Source organism: Pseudomonas sp. P1.31, assembly GCF_001269815.1.
Classification (GTDB): domain Bacteria; phylum Pseudomonadota; class Gammaproteobacteria; order Pseudomonadales; family Pseudomonadaceae; genus Aquipseudomonas; species Aquipseudomonas rustica.
In genome coordinates this window covers 61,562-85,036 of sequence record NZ_LHVN01000033.1, presented here as the reverse complement: position 1 = coordinate 85,036, position 23,475 = coordinate 61,562, and the positions used below count along the sequence as shown (strand labels likewise).

The following is a 23,475-nucleotide window of genomic DNA, read 5'->3' as shown; positions in this document are numbered from 1 at the left end:
GAAAGGATGTCAGTTTGCGCGGCTGCTCAGGGGGGCATGCGATACATAGTTATCGTTTGTGTATCGCAGTGTTTGCAGGGTTTACCGAATATTTCAATTGCGCTGGGCGACGACAGGCACCTCGCAGCGGGTGTGGGAGTCAGGCTGCAGATACGGCGACAGAATCGGCGCCATGCCTTTGAGCACCTGTACGGGCAGCGCCGAGGTGAACTTGAAGTTCTCCGCCGAGCGTCCCGGGACAAAAGCTGTGAGCGTGCCGAAGTGATGGTCGCCGATGTAGAACACGAAGGTCGCGGTGCGGTTGATCGATTTCGAGCTGAGAATCCGCCCGCCCGAGCCAATCGCTTCGATGCGGTTATCACCGGTGCCGGTTTTGCCGCCCATGACCAACGGCGTACCGTCGGCGGTTTTGAAACTGCCGGAAACACGCTTGGCGGTGCCGGAGTCGACCACTTGCGAGAGCGCCTCGCGCATGGCCGTGGCGACTTCGGATGGCATCACTCGTTTACCGACGTGAGGGTCGTTGGTCACGAGGGTTTCGTACGGCGTGCCGGCGGCGAAATGCAGGCTGTCGATGCGCAACGTCGGCATGCGCACGCCGTCGTTGAGGATAGTGCCGATCAATTCGGCCAGCGCCGCAGGACGGTCGCCGGAGCTGCCGATCGCGGTCGCCAGCGATGGCACCAGGTGGTCGAACGGGTAACCGACTTTCTGCCAGCGCTGGTGAATTTCAAGGAACGCTTCGATTTCGAGCATGGTGCGAATGCGGCTGTCGCGCGCGCCTTTGTGCTTGCTTTTGAACAGCCAGCTATAGACTTCCTGACGCTCAAAGTGACTGGCTTTGACGATCTGACTGAAGGTCGCATCGGGGTTGTGCAGCAGGTAGCCCATCATCCACAGATCCAGCGGGTGCACCTTGGCGATGAAGCCCTGATCGGGCAAATCATAGCTGCCCGGGCCGTAGGAATCGTAGAGGCGGATCAAGCGATCATCGGTGAGTTTTTCGTTGAGCTTGGCGCCTTTGAGGTGAGCGCGGACGAAGGTGTTGAAGTCTTCCTGACTGGCATCCGGCAATAGATAACGGTGCACGGCGGCCATGCGGATCGGGGTCGGGCGCATGCTGTCGAGGAAGGTTTCGAGGCGCGCCTGGGTGTCCTTGTTTTTGTACTTTTTCCAGAACTTGAGCTGGAACGCGGTGCCTTCACGGTCGGCGAAATTGGCCAGGTATTCCTGACGCCGAGGGTCGCGGTCGTCCTTCAGCAATTCGGCGCTGCTGTTCGGGCCGGAGTAGGTGACGTAGCGCACCACATCGCGCATCAGGCGAATGAACGGCAGGTTGATCGACTCACGCAATGCATCGCGCAGGGTCGGCAGGCGGCCGTTGTCTTCCTTGCGAAAGTTGTGGAAAAAGTGCAGCCCGCCGCCAGTGAAAAACGCTTCGCCGGGGCTCGCCGAGTATTTGCGATCAAGCGCGGCGCCGAGCATTTTCGACAGGTCGCGATTTTTGTTCTGCACCAGATAATCGATGACCCAGCGACTCAGGCGATCCTGATCCGGCACCTCGACTTTCTTCAATTCCGGTACCGACATGCCGGCGTATTTGTCGTGCAGCTCGGAGATGATTTGCAGGTAAGTGGTCAGCACGCGCATTTTCGCCGTGGAGCCGAGTTCGAGTTTGCTGCCTTCATTAATGTCGAACGGCTGGTCGGTGCTGTCGGTCTGGATGCGCACGCGCGAGCCGTCCGGGGTCAGCTCGAACAGGGTGAAGCTGTAGCGAACCTGGGTGGTGCTGGTGGGCGTCAGCAGGCGTTCGCCCATCAGGCCGATTTCGGCGGCGAAGGCCGGGTCGGCGAGTTTTTTCAGGTACTCGGTGGCCTGCATTTGCAGGTCGCCTTGCAAGGTGCTGGTGGCGGACAAGTCGAGACGATCGAGGTCGTACAGCGGACGGTTGAGCATGCTCGCCAAGCGACTGCGGGCGACACTGATGCCTTTGTTGGTTTCGATTGGCTGAATGGTCGGCTGGGTTTGCCAGTCGCGATAGGTGACCTTGCTGGCGAGTGCGGCATCGGCCAGTGCGCTGTCGATCACACCGTTCTGTTTAAGCAGACGCAGGTGGCTGTCGGTGAGGTCGGCGAGTTCTTCGCGGCCCTTGGTCAAGTAGTGCGAAGGACGGCGCTGGGCGATCATCAGCGAGAGCATTTCACGCAGAGCCAGACCTTTGTCGGCCATGGTTTTCGGGTCGGTGGCCGGGCTGTTGAGTTGTTCGTTGGCCTTGTTGAAATCGCTGCCGTACCAGACGCGCAAACCTTCGGCCATGCCGTGCACTTCACCGTGCCCCGGGACTGCCGACAGCGGCACACTGTTGAGGTAATCGCGGACGATGTTCTGCCGAGAACCCAAGGTGTCCGGGCCGTCCTGATAGGCGCGCACGCTGGCGGAAATCATCTGGCGGATCTTCTCTGCGCCCGACACGGTCAGGCCATCCGGCGAGTGGCGATATTTTTCCAGTTGCGTGGCCAGGGTGCTGCCGCCGGCTGACTGGCCGGGCAGGTGCAGCAACTTCGCCACTTGCGACCACGCCGCCATGCCGAAGCGCGGCCAGTCCACCGCCGGGTTGGCCCGGGGTTGTTTAGGGTCGAGCAGAAAACGGTTTTCAATAAACAACAGACTGCTGACCACCACCGGCGGGATCGCCGCGAAGTTCGAGTAGAGCTGCTGCGGATAGTTGTATTTGTACAGCGGCGCGGCGCGGCAATCGGTGATGGTCAGGCCGGCCTGAATCTTTTCCGAATAGGGCACGAACAGGCCCTTGCCGGTGTAGCTGAGCAGAGCGGGGGAGAAACGGGTCTGCTCGGTGATCACGTAATTGCGCTTGAGCAGACGCGGCAGGAATTCATCGAGGGCGCTGTAACCCAGGCGCAAATCGAAAGGGCCGTTGCCGGGGTAGTGAATCGCTTCACTGGGGCCCGGTTCCAGTTTGTAGGTCAGCGAGGCGGCGAATTTGCTCAACTCACTCGACTGGAAACGCGAGGTGCGCATTTCCTTGGCCGCAGCCATTCCCACCACGATTGCAATAATCAGCAGCAATAACCAGAAAGCCTTCCAGCCATGCCGGGGACGGCGTGGTTTTTCGGGGACAGGCGCTTGATCCACACTCTCAGTCGGAACCACAGATTTACTCGAATCGGTTTGCCACAAAGCGCCCATAGTCGATTGATCCATTCACGCAGATTGATCGGACTTGTTTGAAGCTTAGACGGTGGTTGGCAGTGGTGAAAAAATTGTGACGGGTTGGGGTGGCGAGAGTTGCTGAATAAATCTGGAATGAGGGGCAACTCATTCATCCGTAGTAAGGAATCCATTTAGTACAGGTTTTTTTGTGGCGAGGGGATTTATCCCCGATGGGGCGCGAAGCGCCCCCTGGTTTTCCCCATAAAAAGCGGGCCTGCTGCGCAGGCCATCGGGGATAAATCCCCTCGCCACAGGTTATCTAAACCAATTACAGCCAGCAGGCATCCCACAGTGGATAGTCGCCAATGTTGTTTACCAAACCAGCCCGCAATGGATTGGCCACGATGTACCGGGCGAACGGCAGCAAATCCTCATCATTACGAATCGCACGGTCGTGAAAGCCGCTCTGCCACAACGGCCCTTGTTTCCCGGTTTTCTGATTGATGGCCTGAGTACAGCGGGCCTTTATTCCGCCAATGACCTCCGCGAGCGAACCGCTTTGCAGCTGCACCAGCCAATGGAAATGGTCAGGCATCACCACCCACGCAATGGACTCTACGCAGCCTTGGTCATGTGCCTTGCGGAGCTCTGCCACCAGCAATCGGCCTGTTTGCCAATCGGCGAAGACGGGTTGGCGCTGGTGAATGACTGAGGTGATGAAGTAGGCGCGGCCGGGTTCGGAGAATCGGCCTTGGCGTAGGCGGTATGAATTTGGATAGTTAGGCACTTCACTTCCTTGTTTGGTTTGTCGAACCCTCAAGGCTAGTTCCGGGTTGGTAGCTCTGAATCTGTAACTGTTGTGCGAAATTTCTGAATCCAGTGAAGTATTTGTGGTGAGGGGATTTATCCCCGATGGGGTGCGAAGCACCCCCAAAGCAGACATCTGATTTCTCCAGATATATCTCATTGGCAGGTTTGGGCCTGCTGCGCAGGCCATCGGGGATAAATCCCCTCACCACAGGGGGTTGGGAGTCAGAGAGTTCTGCGCTAGAGCCTTCGCAAGAGCAATTGCACCTAGGCAGGGACATGACGATGCACCAATGCTGTGCAATACTCGGCGCCTTTTTCGGCGGCGAATATTCCTACGCGAAGCAGGGAATGCCTCTCCGCAAACCGGGCTTTTGCCGAGAGTTGTCGCTGAATGTTGTGGTTTATAGAGTGAAAAGCCCTGCCCAAGGCTTTTTATACTGCACGCCCCGCTGATCTTGCAGGTTTTGTCCTACAAGACGCGTTTGCCCACGAGGCCGACGCGGTTTCACGGCAGCCAAGGCTTACCGGCCGACGTTGCGACACTCGGTGGTCATATCCAATAACAAGACGAGGTTGTACCCCATGCCAGTCGGCAATCACCTGCCTCACGGCGAAACCGCTCAGGGCGGTCCGCTCAAACGCGAACTCGGCGAACGGCACATTCGCCTGATGGCGCTCGGTGCCTGTATCGGCGTCGGTCTGTTTTTAGGTTCGGCCAAGGCCATCGAAATGGCCGGCCCGGCGATCATGATTTCCTACATTCTTGGCGGCCTGGCGATCCTGGTGATCATGCGCGCCCTCGGCGAAATGGCCGTGCACAACCCGGTCGCCGGTTCGTTCAGCCGTTATGCGCAAGACTACCTCGGCCCGTTGGCGGGCTTCCTCACCGGCTGGAATTACTGGTTCCTGTGGTTGGTGACCTGCGTCGCGGAGATCACCGCGGTGGCCGTGTACATGGGCATCTGGTTCCCCGATGTGCCGCGCTGGATCTGGGCCCTCGCGGCGTTGATCAGCATGGGCTCGATCAACCTGATCGCGGTAAAAGCCTTCGGTGAATTCGAATTCTGGTTCGCGCTGATCAAGATCGTCACCATCATTGCCATGGTCATTGGCGGCGTCGGCATCATCGCTTTCGGTTTCGGCAATGACGGCGTGGCGCTGGGCATTTCCAATCTGTGGGCCCACGGCGGCTTCATGCCTAACGGCGTGACCGGCGTGTTGATGTCGCTGCAAATGGTCATGTTCGCTTATCTGGGCGTCGAGATGATCGGCCTGACCGCCGGTGAAGCGAAGAACCCGCAGAAGACCATTCCCGACGCGATCGGCTCGGTGTTCTGGCGGATTCTGTTGTTCTATGTGGGCGCGTTGTTCGTGATCCTGTCGATCTACCCGTGGAATGAAATCGGCACCCAGGGCAGCCCGTTCGTGATGACGTTTGAACGTCTGGGCATCAAAACCGCTGCCGGCATCATTAACTTCGTGGTGATCACCGCGGCGCTGTCGTCGTGCAACGGCGGCATCTTCAGCACCGGGCGCATGCTCTACAGCCTGGCGCAGAACGGTCAGGCCCCGGCCGGTTTCGCCAAGACGTCGAACAACGGTGTGCCGCGTCGTGCATTGCTGCTGTCGATTGCGGTGTTGCTCCTGGGCGTAATGCTCAACTATCTGGTGCCGGAAAAAGTCTTCGTCTGGGTGACCTCGATTGCGACCTTCGGCGCGATCTGGACCTGGGTGATGATCCTGCTGGCCCAACTGAAATTCCGCAAAGGCCTGAGCGCCAGCGAGCGTGCCGGCCTCAAGTACAAGATGTGGCTGTACCCGGTCAGCTCGTATTTTGCCCTGGCGTTTCTGGTGCTGGTGGTCGGCCTGATGGCGTACTTCCCGGACACCCGCGTGGCGCTCTATGTGGGGCCTGCGTTCCTGGTGCTGCTGACCGTGTTGTTCTACGTGTTCAAGCTGCAACCGACGCAAGTCACACAAGGTGCGGCGCGCTCGGCTTCCTGATTCATAGCCTCTGAAACAAAAGATCGCAGCCTTCGGCAGCGCCTACCTTGGAACGTGTTTCCTGTAGGAGCTGCCGGAGGCTGCGATCTTTTGCTTTCTATAAACAAGCCGCACGACCGATTGCCGCAGTAATGCGCCCGCACCGCTCGTCGAAAGAGGCGCCTTACCTGTAATTTCTGACAGTAGACCGCGCTCGATTCCTGACTTAGCGTGAATGCCTGTCAAATCATGGCAAGGAACGCTAATGAAAGGATTTTCAGCATTGATGGTCATCGGCCTGGCCGATGCGTTGATCCACTGGCAGGTATTTTTCGTCATGTGCAGTGCCGGTGGCTTGTCCCAGGCGGCCAGTAACTTCGCTGCGTTTTGCGTGGCGGCGGCGTTCACGCTGTACGTGAACATGCTTTACACCTTCGAGACGGGAACGTCATTGCTCAGCTATCTGCTGTTCATCTGTGTGATGGCTGGCGTGAGTGTGGGCATCGGCTTGATTGGCGATGCTCACGCGCTGCACGGGCTGATCACAGTGGCGTCCTTTACCGTGCTGAATCTATTGCTCGGATACTGCTTTTTCCGCTTTGTATTGTTTCGCGAATATGAAATTTGAGGCGCCAGCCTGTGGTTAAGACTGGCGCATTCAACGTTATGCCGCCGCGATTTCATTCGGCTCAAAACTGTCCGCCCGCGCCATCTGCCACATCCGCGAATAGAATGCGCCGCTCACTTCGCCCGTGAGCAATTCACCGGGTTTCAAGAACACGTGCAGCTCGGAAAACAGCTTGATCTCGGTCGCCGACATGCGTCGCACCAGATGCTTGGCCGACAGTTGCGACGGATGCTCAAGCCCCGCCGCCGCGAGCATTTCCGCCAGCGCTTTCAGCGTGCTGCGATGGAAGTTGAACACCCGCTGCGCTTTGTCCGGAACCACCAGCGCACGTTGGCGCAAAGCGTCCTGTGTGGCGACGCCGGTCGGGCATTTATTGGTGTGGCAACTTTGCGACTGAATGCAGCCGATGGCGAACATAAAGCCGCGCGCCGAGTTGGCCCAGTCGGCGCCGATGGCCAGCACGCTGGCGATGTCGAAGGCGCTGACGATCTTGCCGCTGGCGCCGAGTTTGATCTTGTCGCGCAGGTTGAGGCCGACCAGGGTGTTGTGCACAAACAGCAGACCTTCGCGCATCGGCACGCCGATGTGGTCGGTGAATTCCACGGGCGCCGCGCCGGTGCCGCCTTCTTTACCGTCGACGACGATGAAGTCGGGGAGGATGCCGGTATCCAGCATGGCTTTGGCGATGCCCATGAACTCCCACGGATGGCCGAGGCAGAACTTGAAGCCCACCGGTTTGCCGCCCGACAGTTCACGCAGTTGCTGGATGAAATGCATCATTTCGATCGGCGTGGAAAACGCGCTGTGACGCGATGGTGACACGCAGTCTTCGCCCATCATGATCCCACGGGTTTCAGCGATTTCTTTGGTGACTTTGTGTTTCGGCAGGATGCCGCCGTGGCCGGGTTTGGCGCCTTGGCTCATTTTGATTTCGATCATGCGTACTTGCGGGTTTTGCGCTTGGGTGGCGAAGCGCTCCGGGTCGAACCGGCCGTCGCTGGTGCGGCAGCCGAAGTAGCCGCTGCCCAGTTCCCAGGTCAGGTCGCCGCCGTTTTCCCGGTGATACGGGCTGATGCTGCCTTCGCCGGTGTCGTGGGCGAAGTTGCCGAGTTTTGCGCCTTGGTTCAACGCACGAATGGCGTTGGCGCTGAGCGAGCCGAAGCTCATCGCCGAGATGTTGAACACCGATGCCGAATACGGCTGCGAGCACTGCGGGCCGCCGACGGTAACGCGGAAACTGTTCGGATCGCTCAACGGCGCCGGGCGCATCGAGTGGCCGATGAATTCGAAGCCGGACTGGTAAACGTCGATCAGCGTGCCGAACGGTTTGTCGGCGGTTTCGTTTTTCGCTCGCGAGTAAACCAGCGAACGCTGGGCGCGGGAGAAGGGCAGGGCGTCGCTGTCGGATTCCAGCAGGTATTGGCGGATCTCCGGGCGGATGCCTTCAACCAGGTAGCGGATGTTGCCGAGGATCGGGTAGTTGCGGCGCACGGCGTGCGGGGTCTGCAGCAGGTCGAACAGACCGATCAGGCTGAGGACGCCGGTGACGGCAGTGATCGGCCACAGCCAGTCGTGGTCGAGAAAAGGCAGGCTGGCGAGGGTGAAAATCACGCAGACGGCAAAGAAGGCGTAGCGGCTCAGGAGTGACAGGCTCATACGGTTTCCTTGGTTCGGACTCAGGTTCAAAAGATCGCAGCCTGCGGCAGCTCCTACAAGTCAGTGCATGGCTTGCCCACTGTAGGAGCTGCCGCAGGCTGCGATCTTTTCAGGCGTTTTGTGCCTGAAGAAAAATCGAAAACAGCTCGGACTGGGATTTGATCCCCAGTTTGCTGTACATGTGTTTCTTATGGACTTTCACGGTTTCTACGGAGATTTCCAGCTTACGGGCGATTTCTTTACTGGAGCAACCGCTGAGCATCAAACGCCCGACATCCAGTTCGCGGGCGGTCAGTTGCGCGCCCTTGAGTTGTTGCACCGAAGTTTCCAGTTGCACCCGCCAATCGGCAGAGGCAGGCGCGCCGGTTTCGTTGGTTTCATAGGGTAGACGCTGGCGCAACAGCGCGAGCATCCACGGCTGGATCAGTGACAACAAGGCAATCTGCTCGCTGCTGAAACGCTGTTTGCTGCCCAGCGACAGACACAACGTGCGATCACCTTCGAGCTGACAATTGAACTGGATTTCGTCGGCGACCACATTCAGACGAAAGTATCGCTGGTAATACTCGGTCTGCTCAAAATGCTCGGGCGCGACTTCCCACAGACGATACAACCCCGAGCGCGATTGTTCGCGACTGGCGATATAGAACGGGTCGAGCAGGTACACGCCGCGCAGGTAATCTTCGAACAGGGCGTCCGGGATACCTTCCACGCCGGGGCTGGCGGCGAAGACTTGCGGGTGTTGGTCAGCACTGAACAGCAGCGCCACCCAGCTATCGAACGGCATGTACTGCTCGAGCAAACGCACCAGTTGCGCCCAGAAATTCGGCTTGTCCAGCGCCTCGATCAATTGCCCGACGGCGCGGTGCCAGGTGATGTCGTCGAAGGAAAGTGTCATCGGTTTACCTTGAATGCCCGGCCGGATGCTGCTGCGCATACTGGCCCAGACCTACGCACGGGGCAATCGTGGAATTGGCCGGCGATTCACTCCCCCTGTAGGAGCTGCCGAAGGCTGCGATCTTTTGATCTTGATCCTGAAAAAAACAAGATCAAAAGATCGCAGCCTTCGGCAGCTCCTACGGGGGTTCTATGGCGTATGGCAGGTTTGCGTGGGATCCTTGGCGTTTTTTGAGTTTGGGGTTTGTTTATATGTCGACGCTTTCCAGCGCACCCACTTCCATCATCCGCATCGCCGCCGCTCTGTTGATCGGCCCGGACGGTCGCACTCTGCTGGTGCGCAAACGCGGCACCACGGCGTTCATGCAACCGGGCGGCAAGATCGAAGCGCATGAATTGCCGGTGCATGCCCTGGCCCGTGAGCTGGAAGAAGAACTGGATCTGCAAATCGATCCGGCGCAAGCAACTTTCCTGGGTCAGTTTTCTGCACCTGCTGCCAACGAACCGGGATGTGTCGTACAGGCTGATATCTTTCAACTGACAATCAACGCCGACGTTTCCCCGGCAGCGGAAATCGAAGAAGTGATCTGGATCGACCCGGCCACTGACGGCGATGTCGTTTTGGCGCCATTGACACGCGATGTGATCCTGCCGTTTTATCGAGCCTCGCTGACCGCCATCGCCTGATCATCCACGCAAAGGACTTTGCCATGATCCCGCTTCAAGACCTGCTGATATTCGCCGCCGCCGCGTTGCTGATGGTACTGACGCCGGGGCCGAACATGATCTACCTGATCTCGCGTTCGATCTGTCAGGGGCGCAAGGCCGGGGTCACCTCGTTGCTGGGCGTGGTCGCGGGGTTCTTTGTGCATATGTTTGCCGCAGCCGCCGGCTTGACCGCAGTGTTCCTCGCGGTGCCGATGGCTTATGAAGTGTTGAAGTGGGCGGGTGCGTTGTACCTGCTGTGGCTGGCGTGGCAAGCGGTGAAGCCCGGTGCGCGTTCGCCGTTCGAGGCACAGCAATTGCCGCCAGACTCGTCGCGCAAACTGATCACCATGGGTTTTCTCACCAGCGCGCTGAACCCGAAAATTGCGGTTTTTTATCTCTCGGTGTTTCCGCAGTTCATCACGCCTGAACACGGCTCGGTGTTCACCCAAAGCCTCATCCTCGGGCTGACGCAGATCAGCGTGAGTTTCACCGTCAATCTGCTGATCGCATTGTTCGCGGCAGGAATTGCGTCGTGGTTCGTACGTAATCCGACATGGCTGGCGATGCAGCGTTATTTCATGGGTTTTGTGTTGGCCGGGTTGGCCGTGCGATTGATGCTTGAGCAACGAAGGGCGGCTTGAGCATGTGGATAGAACGGCTGGATGCCAGTCATGCCCTGGCTTATCGGGAGTTGATGCTGGAGGCTTACGATCGCCATCCGCAGGCGTTTACCTCCAGCGTGCGTGAGCGCGCGGTGATGCCGTTGAGCTGGTGGGAAGGGCGGCTGACCAGCAAGCTCGATGTGGTGCTGGGGGCATTCGAGGGTGGCACGCTGGCCGGAATTGTCGGGCTGGCGTTTGAACCTCGGGAGAAGGCCCGGCATAAAGCCACGTTGTTCGGGATGTATGTGTCGGCGGATTTTCGACAGCACGGTTTGGGCTATGAACTGGTGCAGGCGGCGCTTGCCGAGGCGCAGAATCATCCGGCGTTGAAGGTCGTTCAATTGACCGTTACTGCCGGGAATGACGCGGCGTTCAAACTCTATGAGCGTTGCGGCTTTATCCAGTTTGGTCTGGAGCCATTGGCGGTGCGGGTTGGCGAAGACTACTTCGACAAGATCCATATGTGGCGTGAACTGCCTCAGGCATAAAGATCAAAAGATCGCAGCCTCCGGCAGCTCCTACAGGGTTTTGTGTAGGAGCTGCCGAAGGCTGCGATCTTTTGATTTGGGTTTTAGCGAACTGCGCTAACCCCATCCAATGTCGAGAACGAAGTGTCCTTCGCCGTCAGCAAGAAATCGCGCATATATGGCGCATCCAGCATGTCCGCACGGATCGCTGCGTACAGCGTGGCGAACAGGCCTTTCTCACCCAGCCGCTTGGCCTTCACGTAACCGCGCGAGCTGTATTCGTGCAGCGCCCAATGCGGCATGCCGCACACGCCACGGCCACTGGCGACCAGTTGCATCATCATCACCGTCAGTTCTGAAGTCCGTACCTGCGCCGGCTCAATATCCGCCGGTTCTAGGAAGCGCGTGAAGATGTCCAGCCGATCACGCTCCACCGGATAGGTGATCAATGTTTCCGTGAGCAAATCCTCAGGCACGATGTACGGTTTGCTCGCCAATGCGTGCTGATTGGCCACCGCCAGCATCGCTTCATAAGTGAACAGCGGTACATAAGTGATACCAGCGATTTCCAGCGGATCGGACGTCACCACCAGATCCAGATCGCCCCGCGCCAATGCCGGCAGCGGTGCAAAGGAAAAACCCGACGCGAGGTCGAGCTCGACTTCCGGCCAGGCATCGCGGAACTGGTCGATGGTCGGCATCAGCCACTGAAAGCAGCTGTGGCATTCGATCGCCATGTGCAAACGCCCGGCGGTGCCACCGGCCAAGCGGCTGATGTCACGCTCGGCGGCACGCAGCAGCGGCAGGGTCGCATCGGCCAGTTGCAGCAGGCGCAAACCGGCGCTGGTGAAACGCACTGGTTTGGTCTTGCGCACAAACAATTGCATGCCCATACGCTCTTCCAGTTCCTTGAACTGGTGGGACAGCGCCGATTGCGTCAGATGCAGACGATCCGCCGCGTCGACAAGGCTGTCAGCCTCGCGCAGGGCATGCAGGGTTTTCAAGTGGCGGATCTCAAGCACCGATGGCTCCATGAACAAAATTTGCTGATTCAGCGATGGTGGTGAGTTTGTCTCATGTTGGCGGGGTTGTCGACCGCGTCTGATCGAGAGGCGCAATGACCGCTCGGCACTCTTCATCAAACTGTCACGCAACTGTGGCAGCGCGCTTGAACAAACTTCATCAGACTCGCGCTCTACTGGGGTTCTGCGTTTCGGTGTTTTTCATGCACAAGGTTTTTCTATCAGTCGCGGCCATGTTGGCCGCGCTTTTGTTCGGTACGCCGTCGATGGCGGCCGCGCGTTGCGATGTCAACGTGCCGACCGAGCATGTCGATCTGCAACAAGTCAGCATCGCTTATCAGAGCATTGGTCGTGCGTCGGATCCGGCGTTGCTGCTGGTGATGGGCCTCGGCGGGCAGTTGATCCATTGGCCGGATGAGGTGGTGGTTGCGCTGTGTCAGCAGGGTTTTCGGGTGATCCGCTACGACAACCGCGACGTCGGATTGTCGACCTGGCGTCAGGCGCCGGAAGAGGCCAATCTGACCTTCGAAGTGCTGCGCTACAAGCTCGGTCTGCCGGTGTCGGCGCCGTACAGCCTGACGGACATGGCCGATGATGCGCTGGGGCTGATGGACGCGCTGCATGTTGAGCAATTCCACGTCTTGGGCGCGAGCATGGGCGGGATGATTGCTCAGCACATGGCGGCGATGGCGCCGCAGCGGGTCGAGAGTCTGACGTTGATCATGACCACTTCTGGCGCGGAAGGCTTGCCGGCGCCGAGTGCAGCGCTGGTGCAGTTGTTGTCGCGACGTGGCGCACCGAATCGTCAGGTGGCGCTGGAGCAGCAGGCGGATTTGCTGGCGGCGCTGGGTAGCCCGGCGGTGACCGATGATCGGCAGAATTTGCTGCAACAGGCAGCGGCTTCCTATGACCGCGCGTTTAATCCCGAGGGTGTGAAGCGGCAGATCATGGCGATCCTCGCCGAGCCTAGCCGCGTTGCATTGCTCAACCAGTTGCGCGTACCGACGCTGGTGGTGCATGGCACGGCCGATCCGTTGTTGCCGGTGATGCATGGCGTGCACCTGGCGGCACATATTCGTGGCAGTCAGTTGAAGCTGATTCCGGGGTTGGCGCATCGGTTCCAGGAGGCGTTCAAGGAGCCGTTGCTGGCGGCAGTGTTGCCGTATTTGCAGGCGCACCGGGAAGACACTTCGCATTGGGCGCAGATTGAGCCGGTGGTGGGCGGGAATCTGCTGTAACCATCAGATTCGTGGTGTTGGCCAGGGCCTCTTCGCGAGCAAGCCCACACACATTTGGAATGCGTTCCCCTGTAGGAGCTGCCGAAGGCTGCGATCTTTTGATCTTAAGGACAACGTCAAAAGATCGCAGCCTTCGGCAGCTCCTACAGGTGCAAGGTGATCAGGGTGTATCGTGCAAACTTTCCCGCACGATTTCCCCTGCGAGGTGTTTGATGAATTCCGCTCTGAAAATCGATTTTGTCAGCGACGTGTCCTGCCCGTGGTGCGTTGTTGGTTTGTATGGCTTGCTGGAAGCGCTGGAAATCCTGCGCAACGAAGTGCAGGCCGAGATCCGCTTCCAGCCGTTTGAGCTGAACCCGAAAATGGGCGCCGACGGGCAGAACATCGCCGAGCACATTCAAGAAAAGTACGGCTCGACGCCGGAGCAATCGCAGAAGAATCGTGACGCGATCCGCGCTCGTGGTGCAGAACTGGGGGTTGCTTTTCGCACCGATTCCAACAGCCGCATTTACAACACCTTCGATGCGCACCGTTTGCTGCATTGGGCGGAGCTTGAGGGTTTGCAGTTGCCGTTGAAGGAGGCGTTGTTCAAAGCGTATTTCAGCGATGGCGGCAATCCTTCCGATCACGGCCAACTGGTGCAGATTGCTGAGAGTGTCGGGCTGGATCGCCAGCGGGCCGAGGCGATTCTGGCGTCGGACGAGTTTGCCGACGAAGTGCGCGAAGAAGAGCAGGTATGGTTGCAGCGGGGAGTGAGTTCGGTGCCGACGGTGGTGTTTAACGGCCAGTACGCGGTGACGGGTGGGCAGCCGGTAGAAACATTTGTCGGGGCGATCCGCCAGATCATGGCCGAGTCAAAAGGCGGCACCGTCAACGGCTAAACACGTACCCCTGTAGGAGCTGCCGAAGGCTGCGATCTTTTGATCTTTTAAACAGCAAGATCAAAAGATCGCAGCCTTCGGCAGCTCCTACAGTGCATCGTTGTTCGTCAGCTGTGCAGCCGAATCCAAACCGTCACCAACACCGTAGCCGCCATCAACCAAGCCACCGCCGCCACCGCCAACGAAGCCTCCAGCCGCATCCGGTCCACCATCACATACAACGTCGCCAGATAGACGAAGTACGGAATGATCGACCACATCCCGAACACGATCGTCGTCTTCAAATCCTCAATCGAGCGCCCCTTGCCGACGATGTAATGCGCAATCAGCGCAAACGTCGGAAACAGCGGCACCAGTCCGGCGATGTAGTAATTTTTGGTCTTCGACAGCGCCGCGATGATCAGCACCACCGCTGCGCCCAACAGCGCTTTGAAAAACAGATCCACGTCGTTCTCGCTTAATGGCTCAGGCCGTATTTTTTCACTTTGTCGAACAGCGTGGTCTTGGCCATGCCCAACTCAAGACTGGCCTGAGTCAGGTTGCCGCCGCTGCGCTGCAATGCATCGCTGAGCAGGTTGCGTTCGAAGGCTTCCACCGCTTCGGCAAAGCCGAGGCCTTGTCCGCCGCTGTTGGCACCGGACTTTTTGAACGCCGGCAGGCCGAGAGCAAAGCGCTCAGCAACGTTACGCAATTCACGCACGTTGCCCGGCCAGTCGTGGCTCATCAGGTTCGATAAGGTCTGGTTGTCCAGCTCCGGCAGCGCGCGGTCGAAGCGCAGGGCCGATTGCTGAGTGAAGTGTTCGAACAGTTGCAGAATGTCTTCGCGGCGCTCGCGCAGGGGCGGCAATTCCAGCGTCACCACGTTGAGGCGGTAGTACAAATCGCTGCGGAATTCGCCAGCCTTGCTCGACTCGTCGAGATCGGATTTGGTCGCTGCGATCACCCGGCAATCTACTGCCACGCTCTGGTTCGAGCCGAGGCGTTCGAGGGTGCGTTCCTGCAACACGCGCAGCAGTTTGATCTGCAACGGCAGCGGCATGCTTTCCACTTCATCGAGGAACAGCGTGCCGCCGTCGGCGTGTTCGATTTTGCCGATGCGCCGTTTGCCGGCACCGGTGAAGGCGTTGGCTTCGTGACCAAAGATTTCGCTTTCGAAGAGGTTTTCCGGCAGACCGCCGCAGTTCAGCGCGACGAACTGTTTGCTGTGGCGCCGACTGAAGTCGTGCAGGCAACGGGCGACCAGTTCTTTACCGGTGCCGGTTTCGCCTTCGATCAACACGTTGGCCGAGGTGTCGGCGACGTTGGCGATCAGTTCGCGCAGGTTCTGCATGGCCGGCGAGCGACCGATGATGCGTCCTTCGAGGGAATCACGTTCGGCCAGTTGCCGACGCAGCGACGACACTTCACGAGCGAGGCTGCGTTGTTCCAGCGCACGTCGCGCAACATCGACCAGACGTTCCGGCGAGAACGGTTTTTCCATGAAATCGTAGGCGCCTTTCTGCATCGCGCCGACGGCCATGGAGATGTCGCCATGCCCGGTGATCAACACCACTGGCAGGCTACGGTCGCGCTGCTTGAGGCGCGTGAGCAGTTCGAGGCCATCGATGCCCGGCAGGCGAATATCGCTGATGACGATGCCGGCAAAATTGTCGCCGACCCGCTCCAGTGCTTCTTCGGCACTGCCGACGCCGACGCAGGGAATGTCTTCCAGCGTCAGCGCTTGTTGGCAGCCGAGCAGCACATGGGGGTCGTCTTCGACGATCAGCACACTGAGTTCTTGGTTCATATTGGCTCGGCGGGAGTAGGGCTTACCAACGGTAAACTGAGGACGAAAGTGGTTCCGCCGCCGCCCGGGTGTTCGACACCCAGATGACCGCCGGTGGCAGCGGCGAGGCTGGCGGAAAGCGTCAGGCCCAGACCCAGGCCTTGTTCGCCGGGTTTGGTGGTGAAGAACGGTTCGAACAGATGCTTGCGCGCCTCTGCGTCGATGCCGTGACCGTTGTCGCGCACGCGCAGGCGATATTTGCCGTTGAATTCTTCGCCCTCCAGCCACAGTTCGGGCTGCGGTTGCGCCTGCATCGCATCGAGGGCGTTGCCGACCAGATTGACCAGAATCTGTTCGAGGCGAGTCTGGTCGATCTGCACTTGCACGTCGATGAACTGCCGATGGATTTGCAGCGCCGCATGCTCAACACGCGCGCCGAGCAATTGCAGTGCGGCGTCCACGGCTTTGCCGAGACTGGCCTGACCCTGATTGTCACCCCGACGGGCGAACGAACGCAGGCTCGCGGTGATTCGGCCCATGCGGTCGATCAGGTCATTGATGGTCTTGAGGTTGGTGCTGGCGACGTCGAGCTGACCGCGTTCCAGAAAACGCACGGTGTTGCCCGAGAGCGTGCGCATCGCGGCCAGTGGCTGATTCAATTCGTGGGCAATGCTGGTCGACATCTGGCCGATGGCCGCGAGTTTGCCGGCCTGCACCAATTCATCCTGCGCGCGGCGCAAGGTCTCCTCGGCTTGACGGCGTTCGCGGATCTGACTCTTCAAGCGCTCGTTGCTGGCGCGCAGGTCGGTGGTGCGTTCGGTAATCCGACGCTCCAGTTGATTATTGGCTTCCTGCAAGGCTTCGCGGGCGGCGAGGCGGGTGGCGATGACCTTGCGCCGCTCGTTCCAGGCGATCAGCAGGAACGCTACCAAGGCGAAAGCTACCGCAACGAGAATGCCTTGGTTGATCGCCTCGCGGCGCAAGTCCTGCAACGGCGTGAGCAGGGTGAAATTCCATGGCGTGTCGCTCAGCGGTCGGGTCTGCGCCAGGTAGCTGATGTCGTCCTCGCCTGACTGCACTTCGCTGTTGGCCGGGAAGGTGAGTTTTTCCACGCCTTCGGCCAATGTTTCGCGGGCCAGCGGTTGCAGTTCGTTGAGTGGGAACCAGTAGTACTGAAGGCTGCGGGCGAGTTTTTCTTTGGTTTCCTCGCTCAGCGGAATCACTGATTTGAGCCGGCGTGCCGGATCGCTGGAGAGAATGATGATGCCGTTTTCGTCGCTGACAAACGCTTCGAGACGCGCGCGCTGCCAGCGTTCTTCCATGGCTTCCAGACGCACTTTGACCACGGCGACGCCGATGATCTTGCCGTGCTCTTCGAGGCCGTGGGCGAGGTAGTAACCGGGTTCGCCGTTGGTGCTGCCGATGCCGTAGAAACGCCCGGGTTCACCGCGCACGGCTTTCTGGAAATAGGCACGGAAGGACAGGTCTTCACCGAGGTAACTGTCGACATCGCGCCAGTTGCTGGTGGCCATGACGCGGCCGGTGGTGTCCATGACGTAGATGGCCCGACTGCGACTGCGTCGGTTCAGGCCTTCAAGGTAAGCGTTGACCGTTTGCCGGTGTTCCGGGGTCGGGTCGGCCAGCAGCCGCGACACACTGGTTTCGAGTTCCAGCAGGCTTGGCAGGTAGGTGTATTTGCTGATCTCGCTTTCGACCGCGCGGGCGTTCAGTTCGAGCTGGCGCTGGCCGTTTTCGCTGAGGTTGCGAATGCCAAAGTGCTCACTGACCCAGAACCCGGCGTAACCCAACCCGACCATCAAAATGATGATCAGCGGCGGCAGGAACAAATGACGAATCAGACGGGGCTTCACGGCAAGTGATGGCGGCGCGGCGCGATAGAGATTGGGGTCGCATTTCATCACAGATGCCTTGGGTCAACCACAACACTTGTTTGTGAATCACCGCTGGTTTGGAGGTGGACTCTGTGGCGAGGGGATTTATCCCCGATCGGCTGCGCAGCAGTCGTCAAACCCTTGCATGCGGTTTGACTTTGAACTGCTGGGGCCGCTTCGCAGCCCATCGGGGATAAATCCCCTCGCCACAGGGGATCTCATTGTCAGGCAGCCCGCACCCCACAGACAGGGTGCGGGTGTGTTGCTTTTAGTGCTGCAGGATTTTCTCGAGGAAGTGCTGCGCGCGTTCGGAGCGGGCCTTGATGTCGCCGAAGAATTCCTCTTTCGGGCAGTCTTCGATGATCTTGCCGGCGTCCATGAAGATCACGCGATCGGCCACTTTGCGCGCAAAACCCATTTCGTGGGTGACGCACATCATGGTCATGCCTTCGTGAGCCAGTTGCACCATCACGTCGAGCACTTCGTTAACCATCTCCGGGTCGAGCGCCGAGGTCGGTTCGTCGAACAGCATGACAATCGGGTCCATCGCCAGCGCACGGGCAATCGCCACACGCTGTTGCTGACCACCGGACAGTTGCCCCGGATGCTTGTGGGCGTGCGCCGAGAGGCCAACGCGCTCGAGCAGTTGCAGACCTTTTTTGGTCGCCTCTTCCTTGCTGCGGCCCAACACCTTGATCTGCGCGATGGTCAGGTTTTCGGTGATGGTCAGGTGCGGAAACAGTTCGAAATGCTGGAACACCATGCCGACGCGCGAACGCAGTTTCGGCAGGTTGGTCTTCGGATCGGCAATCGACGTACCGTCAACCACGACGTCGCCTTTCTGGAACGGCTCCAGCGCGTTGACGCATTTGATCAGGGTCGATTTACCCGAACCGGACGGGCCGCAGACCACGATCACTTCGCCTTTTTTGACCTCGGTGCTGCAATCCGTCAGTACCTGGAAGTCCCCATACCACTTGTTGATGTTCTTGATAGAGATCATACGGCGAACCTTTTTTGCAGACGCTTGACCAGCAGCGAGGCGGAAAAGCTGATGATGAAGTAGACGACACCGGCGAAGATCAGGAACTCGTTGGAACGGCCAATGATGTCGCCGCTGGAGCGGGCGGAGTTGAGGAAATCCACCAGACCCACGGTGTAAACCAGCGAGGTGTCCTGGAACAGGATGATCGACTGTTGCAGCAGCAACGGCGTCATCTTGCGGAACGCCTGAGGCAGGATGATCAGACGCATTGTCTGGCCATAGGTCATGCCCATCGCCTGTGCAGCGGCCATCTGACCTTTGGGGATCGACTGCACACCGGCGCGGACGATTTCGCAGAAGTACGCGGCTTCGAACATCATGAAGGCCACGACGCAGGAGGTGAACGCGCCGATCGGCGTGTCTTCACCGGTAATCCAGCGCAGCACGAACGGCACCGCCAGGTAGAACCAGGTGATCACCAGCAGCAGCGGGATCGAACGGAAGTAGTTCACATAAGCGCCGGCCACGCGTGACAACAGTTTGCTCGACGACAGGCGCATCAGCGCCAGGATCGTCCCGAGCACGATGCCGCCGACCACGCCCATGACCATCAACTGCAAGGTCATGACCATGCCGTTCCACAGGCCCGGGATAGCGGGGATGATGCCGCTGAAATCGAAGTCCATTATTTGCCCCCCACGGAGATCAGGCCAGGCACCGCGACTTTCTTCTCGACCACGCGCATCAGCAGCATCAGGCTCATGTTCAGGGTGAAGTAAATCAGCGTGGCCAGGGTGAAGGCTTCAAACAGGTTGGCCGAAAATTCGGCGGTCTGTTTGGTTTGTGCCAGCAATTCCATCAAACCGATCAAGGACGCCACGGAGGAGTTCTTGAAGACGTTGAGGAATTCCGAGGTAAGCGGCGGAATAATGATGCGGTAGGCCTGGGGCAGCAGCACGTTCCAGTAGATCTGCGGCAGCTTGAAACCCATGGCACGCGCGGCGGATTCCTGGCCGCGTGGCAGCGCCTGAATACCGGTACGCACTTGCTCGCAAACACGCGCAGCGGTGAACAAGCCCAGGCACACGACAACGCTCAGGTAAGCCGAGGTGGTCGGGTTGAGGTCTTGTTTGTACCAGTCCTGCAGGTTTTGCGGCAGCAGGTCGGGCACCAGGAAGTACCAGATGAACAGCTGAACCAGCAGCGGCACATTACGAAACAGTTCCACGTAGCAGGTCGCGATGCCCGATACGATGCGGTTTGGCACAGTGCGCATGACCCCCAGAATGGAGCCCAGCAGCAAGGCGATGATCCATGCCACGATGGCAATGGCAATGGTCCAGCCCAAACCAGTGACGTACCAGTCGAGATAAGTCTCGCTGCCGACGCCGGTGGACTTGAAGAACACGCCCCAGTCCCAGTTGTAATTCATTAGGGTCTCCCCTCGAGATCGATCGATGTACAAGCACCCGCTCGGGGAAAATCCTTTCCCGTTCGACGTTGAACGCCGGGCACACGCGATCGGCTCGAAAACCGCCAGGTCGAGTGTTCCACAGTACAGCCAGCAGGTAGTAACAGACGCCTGAGGGAGGGTGACTCCCTCAGGAGATAAGGTTAGTCAGGAATCAGATTTTTACGTCAGGCGCCGGCTTGTCGCTCGGGGTGGCGATCAGATCTTTTACCTTGTCGCTCATCGGGAAGTTCAGGTTCAGGCCTTTCGGTGGGATCGGGCTCTCGAACCATTTGCTGTAGATCTTGTTGATCTCGCCAGACTTGTACAGCGCAACGATGGCGTCATCGACGGCTTTCTTGAAGGCCGGGTCGTCTTTACGAACCATGCACGCATAGGCTTCGAAGGACTGTGGAGTACCGGTGATGATCCAGTCGTTCGGCTTCTTGGCCTTGGCTTCTTCGCCGGCCAGCAGAGCGTCGTCCATCATGAAGGCAACGGCGCGGCCGCTTTCCAGCATGTTGAAGGATTCGCCGTGGTCTTTGGCGGAGATGATGTTCATGCCCATCTGCTTGTCGGCGTTCATCGCTTTGATGATGCGCTCGGACGTGGTGCCCGCAGTGGTCACGACGTTTTTGCCTTTGAGGTCGGCGAAGTCAGCGTAGGACGGCTTGCCATCCTTGTCTTTCTTGACCAGCAGACGGGTGCCGATTTCGAAAATGTTGACGGTGAAGTCGACTTGCTGAGCGCGTTCGGCGTTGTTGGTGGTCGAGCCGCACTCGATATCCGCGGTGCCGTTCTGGATCAGCGGGATACGGGTTTGCGAGGTCACCAGGTTGTATTTGACCTGCAGATCGGGCTTGTTCAGGTCTTTTTTCAGGGCTTCAACGATAGCCACCTGAATGTCGTGGGAGTAGCCCACTGGTTTGCCGGAAGCATCTGCAATGTAGGAAAACGGAATGGAGCTGTCGCGGTGAGCGAGCGTGATGGTGCCCGAATCGTTGATTTTCTTCAGGGTGCCGGTGAGTTCGGCGGCGAAAACTGGCGTGCTGATCAGAGCGGCAGCAATGGCTGCGCCCAGGATATGGGGAACGATGCGCATCAAATTTTCCTCGACATTGTTTTTTTTATGGAGCCAGTTCGTCGGCCCTTTTGTGCTTCGAATGCCTGACGGCTCCTGAAGTGTTGGCACAACAGGCATTCGTCGAGAGAGTGTAGAGCATGACTCGTGCCAGACCAGTCTGGATTGGTTAAGATTATGATTTATAAGGAGATTAAAGTTTTATGGCGGATTTTTTTGTGAGGAGTGATCCGGTTTACCGAATTGACCGGGGAGTCTCGTTCGGAAAACCGAACGAGTTTTTGTAGGAGTGAGCCTGCTCGCGATGGCGGTATGTCAGGCGCCAGGTATGTTGATTGACACACCGCCATCGCGAGCAGGCTCACTCCTACAGGGGTGGCGGTGTGTCAGGCAAACAAAAAAAAGCCCCTGAACCTTACGATTCAGGGGCTTTTTGTTTAACCAATGTTCAAATCATGCCGCTTCAATCTTGCTACGGTTCTGCTCAACCTTACCCAGATACGCCGCAAGCTTCTCCTGCTCCGCCGGAGTGGTAAACAAGCCCAGCTTGCTACGACGCCACAGAATGTCATGCGCCGAGGTCGCCCACTCTTCGCTGCACAGGTAATCGACTTCACGGGTGTAGAGCCCGCCGCCAATGTGTTCGCCCATGTCGGCGAGGGTTTCAACGCCCTCGAGCATGCGCCAGGTGCGGCTGCCGTACGTGGTCGACCAGCGACGCGCGATCTCGCTCGGCACAAAGTCGTACTTGTCGCGAATCAGCGCGCTCAAGGCTTGCGGCGTGGTCATGTCCTCGCCGCCGGGCAGGGTGGCGGTGGCCGTCCAGCTCGGGCGCATCTGGGTGAAGAACGGCATCAGTTGCGCCATCGCCGATTCGGCGAGTTTGCGATAGGTGGTCAGCTTGCCGCCGAACACCGACAGCAGCGGCGCTTCTTCAGTGCTGCCGGACAGTGCCAAGGTGTAATCGCGGGTGACCGCCGACGGGTTGTCGGATTCGTCGTTGCACAGTGGACGCACGCCTGAGTAGCTGTGCTGGATGTCTTCGCGGCTGACTTGTTTCTTGAAGTGAGCGTTGACCACTTTCAGCAGGTAATCGGTTTCGCCGTCGGTAATCGCCACTTTCGCCGGGTCGCCGGTGTATTCACGGTCGGTGGTGCCGATCAGGGTGAAGTGGTTGTTCAAGTACGGAATGGTGAAAACGATGCGCTGATCTTCGTTTTGCAGAATGTGCGCGTGATCGCCTTCGTACAGTTTCGGCACGATGATATGGCTGCCTTGAATCAGACGGATGCCGTACGGCGATTCCATCTTCAGATCGTCACGAATGAACTTGGCAACCCACGGGCCGGCGGCGTTCACCAGCGCTTTGGCGGTGATCGAAAACAGGCTGCCGTCGGCACGTTCCAGGTTCAGGTGCCACAAACCTTTGGCACGACGGGCGCTGACGCAACGGGTCTGGGTGTGCACGTGGGCGCCTTTTTCGCGGGCGGCCATGGCGTTGAGTACCACCAGGCGGGCGTCGTCGACCCAGCAATCGGAGTATTCGAAGCCTTTCTTGATTTCGCTTTTCAGTGCGCTGTCGGCGCCGAACTTGAGGCTTTTCGAACCTGGCAGTTTTTCGCGCTTGCCGAGGTTGTCATACAGGAACAGGCCGGCACGAATCATCCACGCCGGACGCAGGTGCGGACGGTGCGGCAACACGAAGCGCATTGGCTTGACGATGTGCGGGGCTTTGGCCAGCAGCACTTCGCGCTCGGCCAGTGCTTCGCGCACCAGACGGAATTCGTAATGTTCGAGGTAGCGCAGGCCTCCGTGGATCAGCTTGCTGCTGGCCGACGAGGTGTGGCTGGCGAGGTCGTCCTTTTCGCAAAGGAACACCGAGAGACCGCGACCGGCGGCATCCGCTGCGATCCCCACCCCATTGATCCCGCCGCCGATAACGGCGAGGTCGTAGATCTCGGAGATAGGGGGCGTACGCAAGGTAGATGTGGACATCGGCTGGCCTCAGGCTCTTTTGATTTTCTATATTGGAAATCGAACATGAATGTTCATTTGCGAAAATGGTAGCCGATAAACACGCGCACAGCCAGTCGACTTCGATTGAAAAAACTCATCGAAGGGCAGAGAAAGGAAAATTTTCGAACATTAAAAGCAAAAGATCGCAGCCTTCGGCAGCTCC

At 58.8% G+C, this 23,475-nt stretch carries 20 protein-coding genes; 7 read left to right on the top strand and 13 right to left on the bottom strand.

The window, feature by feature from the left end; translation table 11 throughout:
- Positions 1-93: 93 nt before the first annotated feature.
- A complete protein-coding gene (locus AD669_RS21550) occupies positions 94-3,207 on the bottom strand; it encodes a transglycosylase domain-containing protein (protein WP_053123464.1) in 3,114 nt (1,037 codons plus the stop codon).
- A gap of 292 nt (positions 3,208-3,499) precedes the next feature.
- Positions 3,500-3,958, bottom strand: a complete 459-nt coding sequence (locus tag AD669_RS21545; protein ID WP_053123462.1) for a transposase — start codon at positions 3,956-3,958, stop codon at positions 3,500-3,502.
- A 605-nt stretch (positions 3,959-4,563) separates the two neighbouring features.
- On the opposite strand from AD669_RS21545, the gene AD669_RS21540 reads away from it, so the two are divergent.
- Positions 4,564-5,985: an amino acid permease gene (locus AD669_RS21540; RefSeq protein WP_053123460.1), complete on the top strand. Its 1,422-nt coding sequence runs from the start codon at positions 4,564-4,566 to the stop codon at positions 5,983-5,985.
- Between the two features lie 244 nt (positions 5,986-6,229).
- The gene (locus AD669_RS21535) at positions 6,230-6,592 is read left to right on the top strand and encodes a polysaccharide synthesis protein GtrA (protein ID WP_053123458.1); all 363 of its coding nucleotides are present in this window, start codon (positions 6,230-6,232) and stop codon (positions 6,590-6,592) included.
- 36 nt (positions 6,593-6,628) lie between these two features.
- Here the strand turns inward: AD669_RS21535 and AD669_RS21530 are convergent, their stop codons facing one another.
- A complete protein-coding gene (locus tag AD669_RS21530; RefSeq protein ID WP_053123456.1) occupies positions 6,629-8,248 on the bottom strand; it encodes an FMN-binding glutamate synthase family protein in 1,620 nt (539 codons plus the stop codon).
- Positions 8,249-8,357: 109 nt separating this feature from the next.
- Positions 8,358-9,146 (bottom strand): LuxR C-terminal-related transcriptional regulator, encoded by a 789-nt coding sequence (locus AD669_RS21525; RefSeq protein WP_053123781.1) that lies wholly within the window; start codon positions 9,144-9,146, stop codon positions 8,358-8,360.
- A 251-nt stretch (positions 9,147-9,397) separates the two neighbouring features.
- On the opposite strand from AD669_RS21525, the gene AD669_RS21520 reads away from it, so the two are divergent.
- From AD669_RS21520 to AD669_RS21510, 3 genes are read left to right on the top strand one after another with little or no spacing between them, the layout of a single operon-like run.
- Positions 9,398-9,832, top strand: a complete 435-nt coding sequence (locus tag AD669_RS21520; RefSeq protein ID WP_053123454.1) for an NUDIX domain-containing protein — start codon at positions 9,398-9,400, stop codon at positions 9,830-9,832.
- 23 nt (positions 9,833-9,855) lie between these two features.
- A complete protein-coding gene (locus tag AD669_RS21515) occupies positions 9,856-10,494 on the top strand; it encodes a LysE family translocator (protein ID WP_053123452.1) in 639 nt (212 codons plus the stop codon).
- A 2-nt stretch (positions 10,495-10,496) separates the two neighbouring features.
- Positions 10,497-11,003 carry a GNAT family N-acetyltransferase gene (locus AD669_RS21510; protein WP_053123451.1) on the top strand — a complete coding sequence of 169 codons (507 nt, stop codon included), beginning with the start codon at positions 10,497-10,499 and terminating at the stop codon, positions 11,001-11,003.
- A gap of 83 nt (positions 11,004-11,086) precedes the next feature.
- Here AD669_RS21510 and metR read toward each other — a convergent pair whose 3' ends face one another.
- Entirely contained in the window at positions 11,087-12,004 is a 918-nt protein-coding gene (gene metR, locus AD669_RS21505; protein WP_008087231.1) for a transcriptional regulator MetR, read from the bottom strand.
- Positions 12,005-12,207: 203 nt separating this feature from the next.
- On the opposite strand from metR, the gene AD669_RS21500 reads away from it, so the two are divergent.
- Together AD669_RS21500 and AD669_RS21495 are read left to right on the top strand one after the other, a co-directional pair.
- Positions 12,208-13,242 (top strand): alpha/beta fold hydrolase, encoded by a 1,035-nt coding sequence (locus tag AD669_RS21500; protein WP_053123449.1) that lies wholly within the window; start codon positions 12,208-12,210, stop codon positions 13,240-13,242.
- Between the two features lie 212 nt (positions 13,243-13,454).
- Positions 13,455-14,123, top strand: a complete 669-nt coding sequence (locus tag AD669_RS21495) for a DsbA family oxidoreductase (RefSeq protein ID WP_053123447.1) — start codon at positions 13,455-13,457, stop codon at positions 14,121-14,123.
- Positions 14,124-14,230: 107 nt separating this feature from the next.
- Here the strand turns inward: AD669_RS21495 and AD669_RS21490 are convergent, their stop codons facing one another.
- From AD669_RS21490 to glpD, 8 genes are all read right to left on the bottom strand, one after another.
- Positions 14,231-14,569, bottom strand: coding sequence for a GlpM family protein (locus AD669_RS21490; RefSeq protein WP_053123445.1), 339 nt, complete (start codon positions 14,567-14,569; stop codon positions 14,231-14,233).
- Between the two features lie 11 nt (positions 14,570-14,580).
- Positions 14,581-15,909, bottom strand: a complete 1,329-nt coding sequence (locus tag AD669_RS21485) for a sigma-54 dependent transcriptional regulator (RefSeq protein WP_053123444.1) — start codon at positions 15,907-15,909, stop codon at positions 14,581-14,583.
- On the bottom strand, positions 15,906-17,807 hold the full coding sequence (locus tag AD669_RS21480) for an ATP-binding protein (protein WP_053123442.1): 1,902 nt from the start codon (positions 17,805-17,807) through the stop codon (positions 15,906-15,908). The genes AD669_RS21485 and AD669_RS21480 overlap by 4 nt, the downstream gene beginning before the upstream one ends.
- Before the next feature lie 241 nt (positions 17,808-18,048).
- Positions 18,049-18,783: an amino acid ABC transporter ATP-binding protein gene (locus AD669_RS21475; RefSeq protein WP_053123439.1), complete on the bottom strand. Its 735-nt coding sequence runs from the start codon at positions 18,781-18,783 to the stop codon at positions 18,049-18,051.
- Complete coding sequence (locus AD669_RS21470) at positions 18,780-19,451, bottom strand: amino acid ABC transporter permease (protein WP_003227756.1); 672 nt, start codon at positions 19,449-19,451, stop codon at positions 18,780-18,782. Before AD669_RS21470 ends, AD669_RS21475 begins: the two co-directional genes overlap by 4 nt.
- Positions 19,451-20,197, bottom strand: coding sequence for an amino acid ABC transporter permease (locus AD669_RS21465; protein ID WP_053123437.1), 747 nt, complete (start codon positions 20,195-20,197; stop codon positions 19,451-19,453). Before AD669_RS21465 ends, AD669_RS21470 begins: the two co-directional genes overlap by 1 nt.
- Positions 20,198-20,390: 193 nt before the next feature.
- Positions 20,391-21,317 (bottom strand): glutamate/aspartate ABC transporter substrate-binding protein, encoded by a 927-nt coding sequence (locus tag AD669_RS21460; RefSeq protein WP_053123435.1) that lies wholly within the window; start codon positions 21,315-21,317, stop codon positions 20,391-20,393.
- A gap of 432 nt (positions 21,318-21,749) precedes the next feature.
- On the bottom strand, positions 21,750-23,291 hold the full coding sequence (glpD, locus tag AD669_RS21455; RefSeq protein WP_053123433.1) for a glycerol-3-phosphate dehydrogenase: 1,542 nt from the start codon (positions 23,289-23,291) through the stop codon (positions 21,750-21,752).
- Positions 23,292-23,475: the final 184 nt, after the last annotated feature.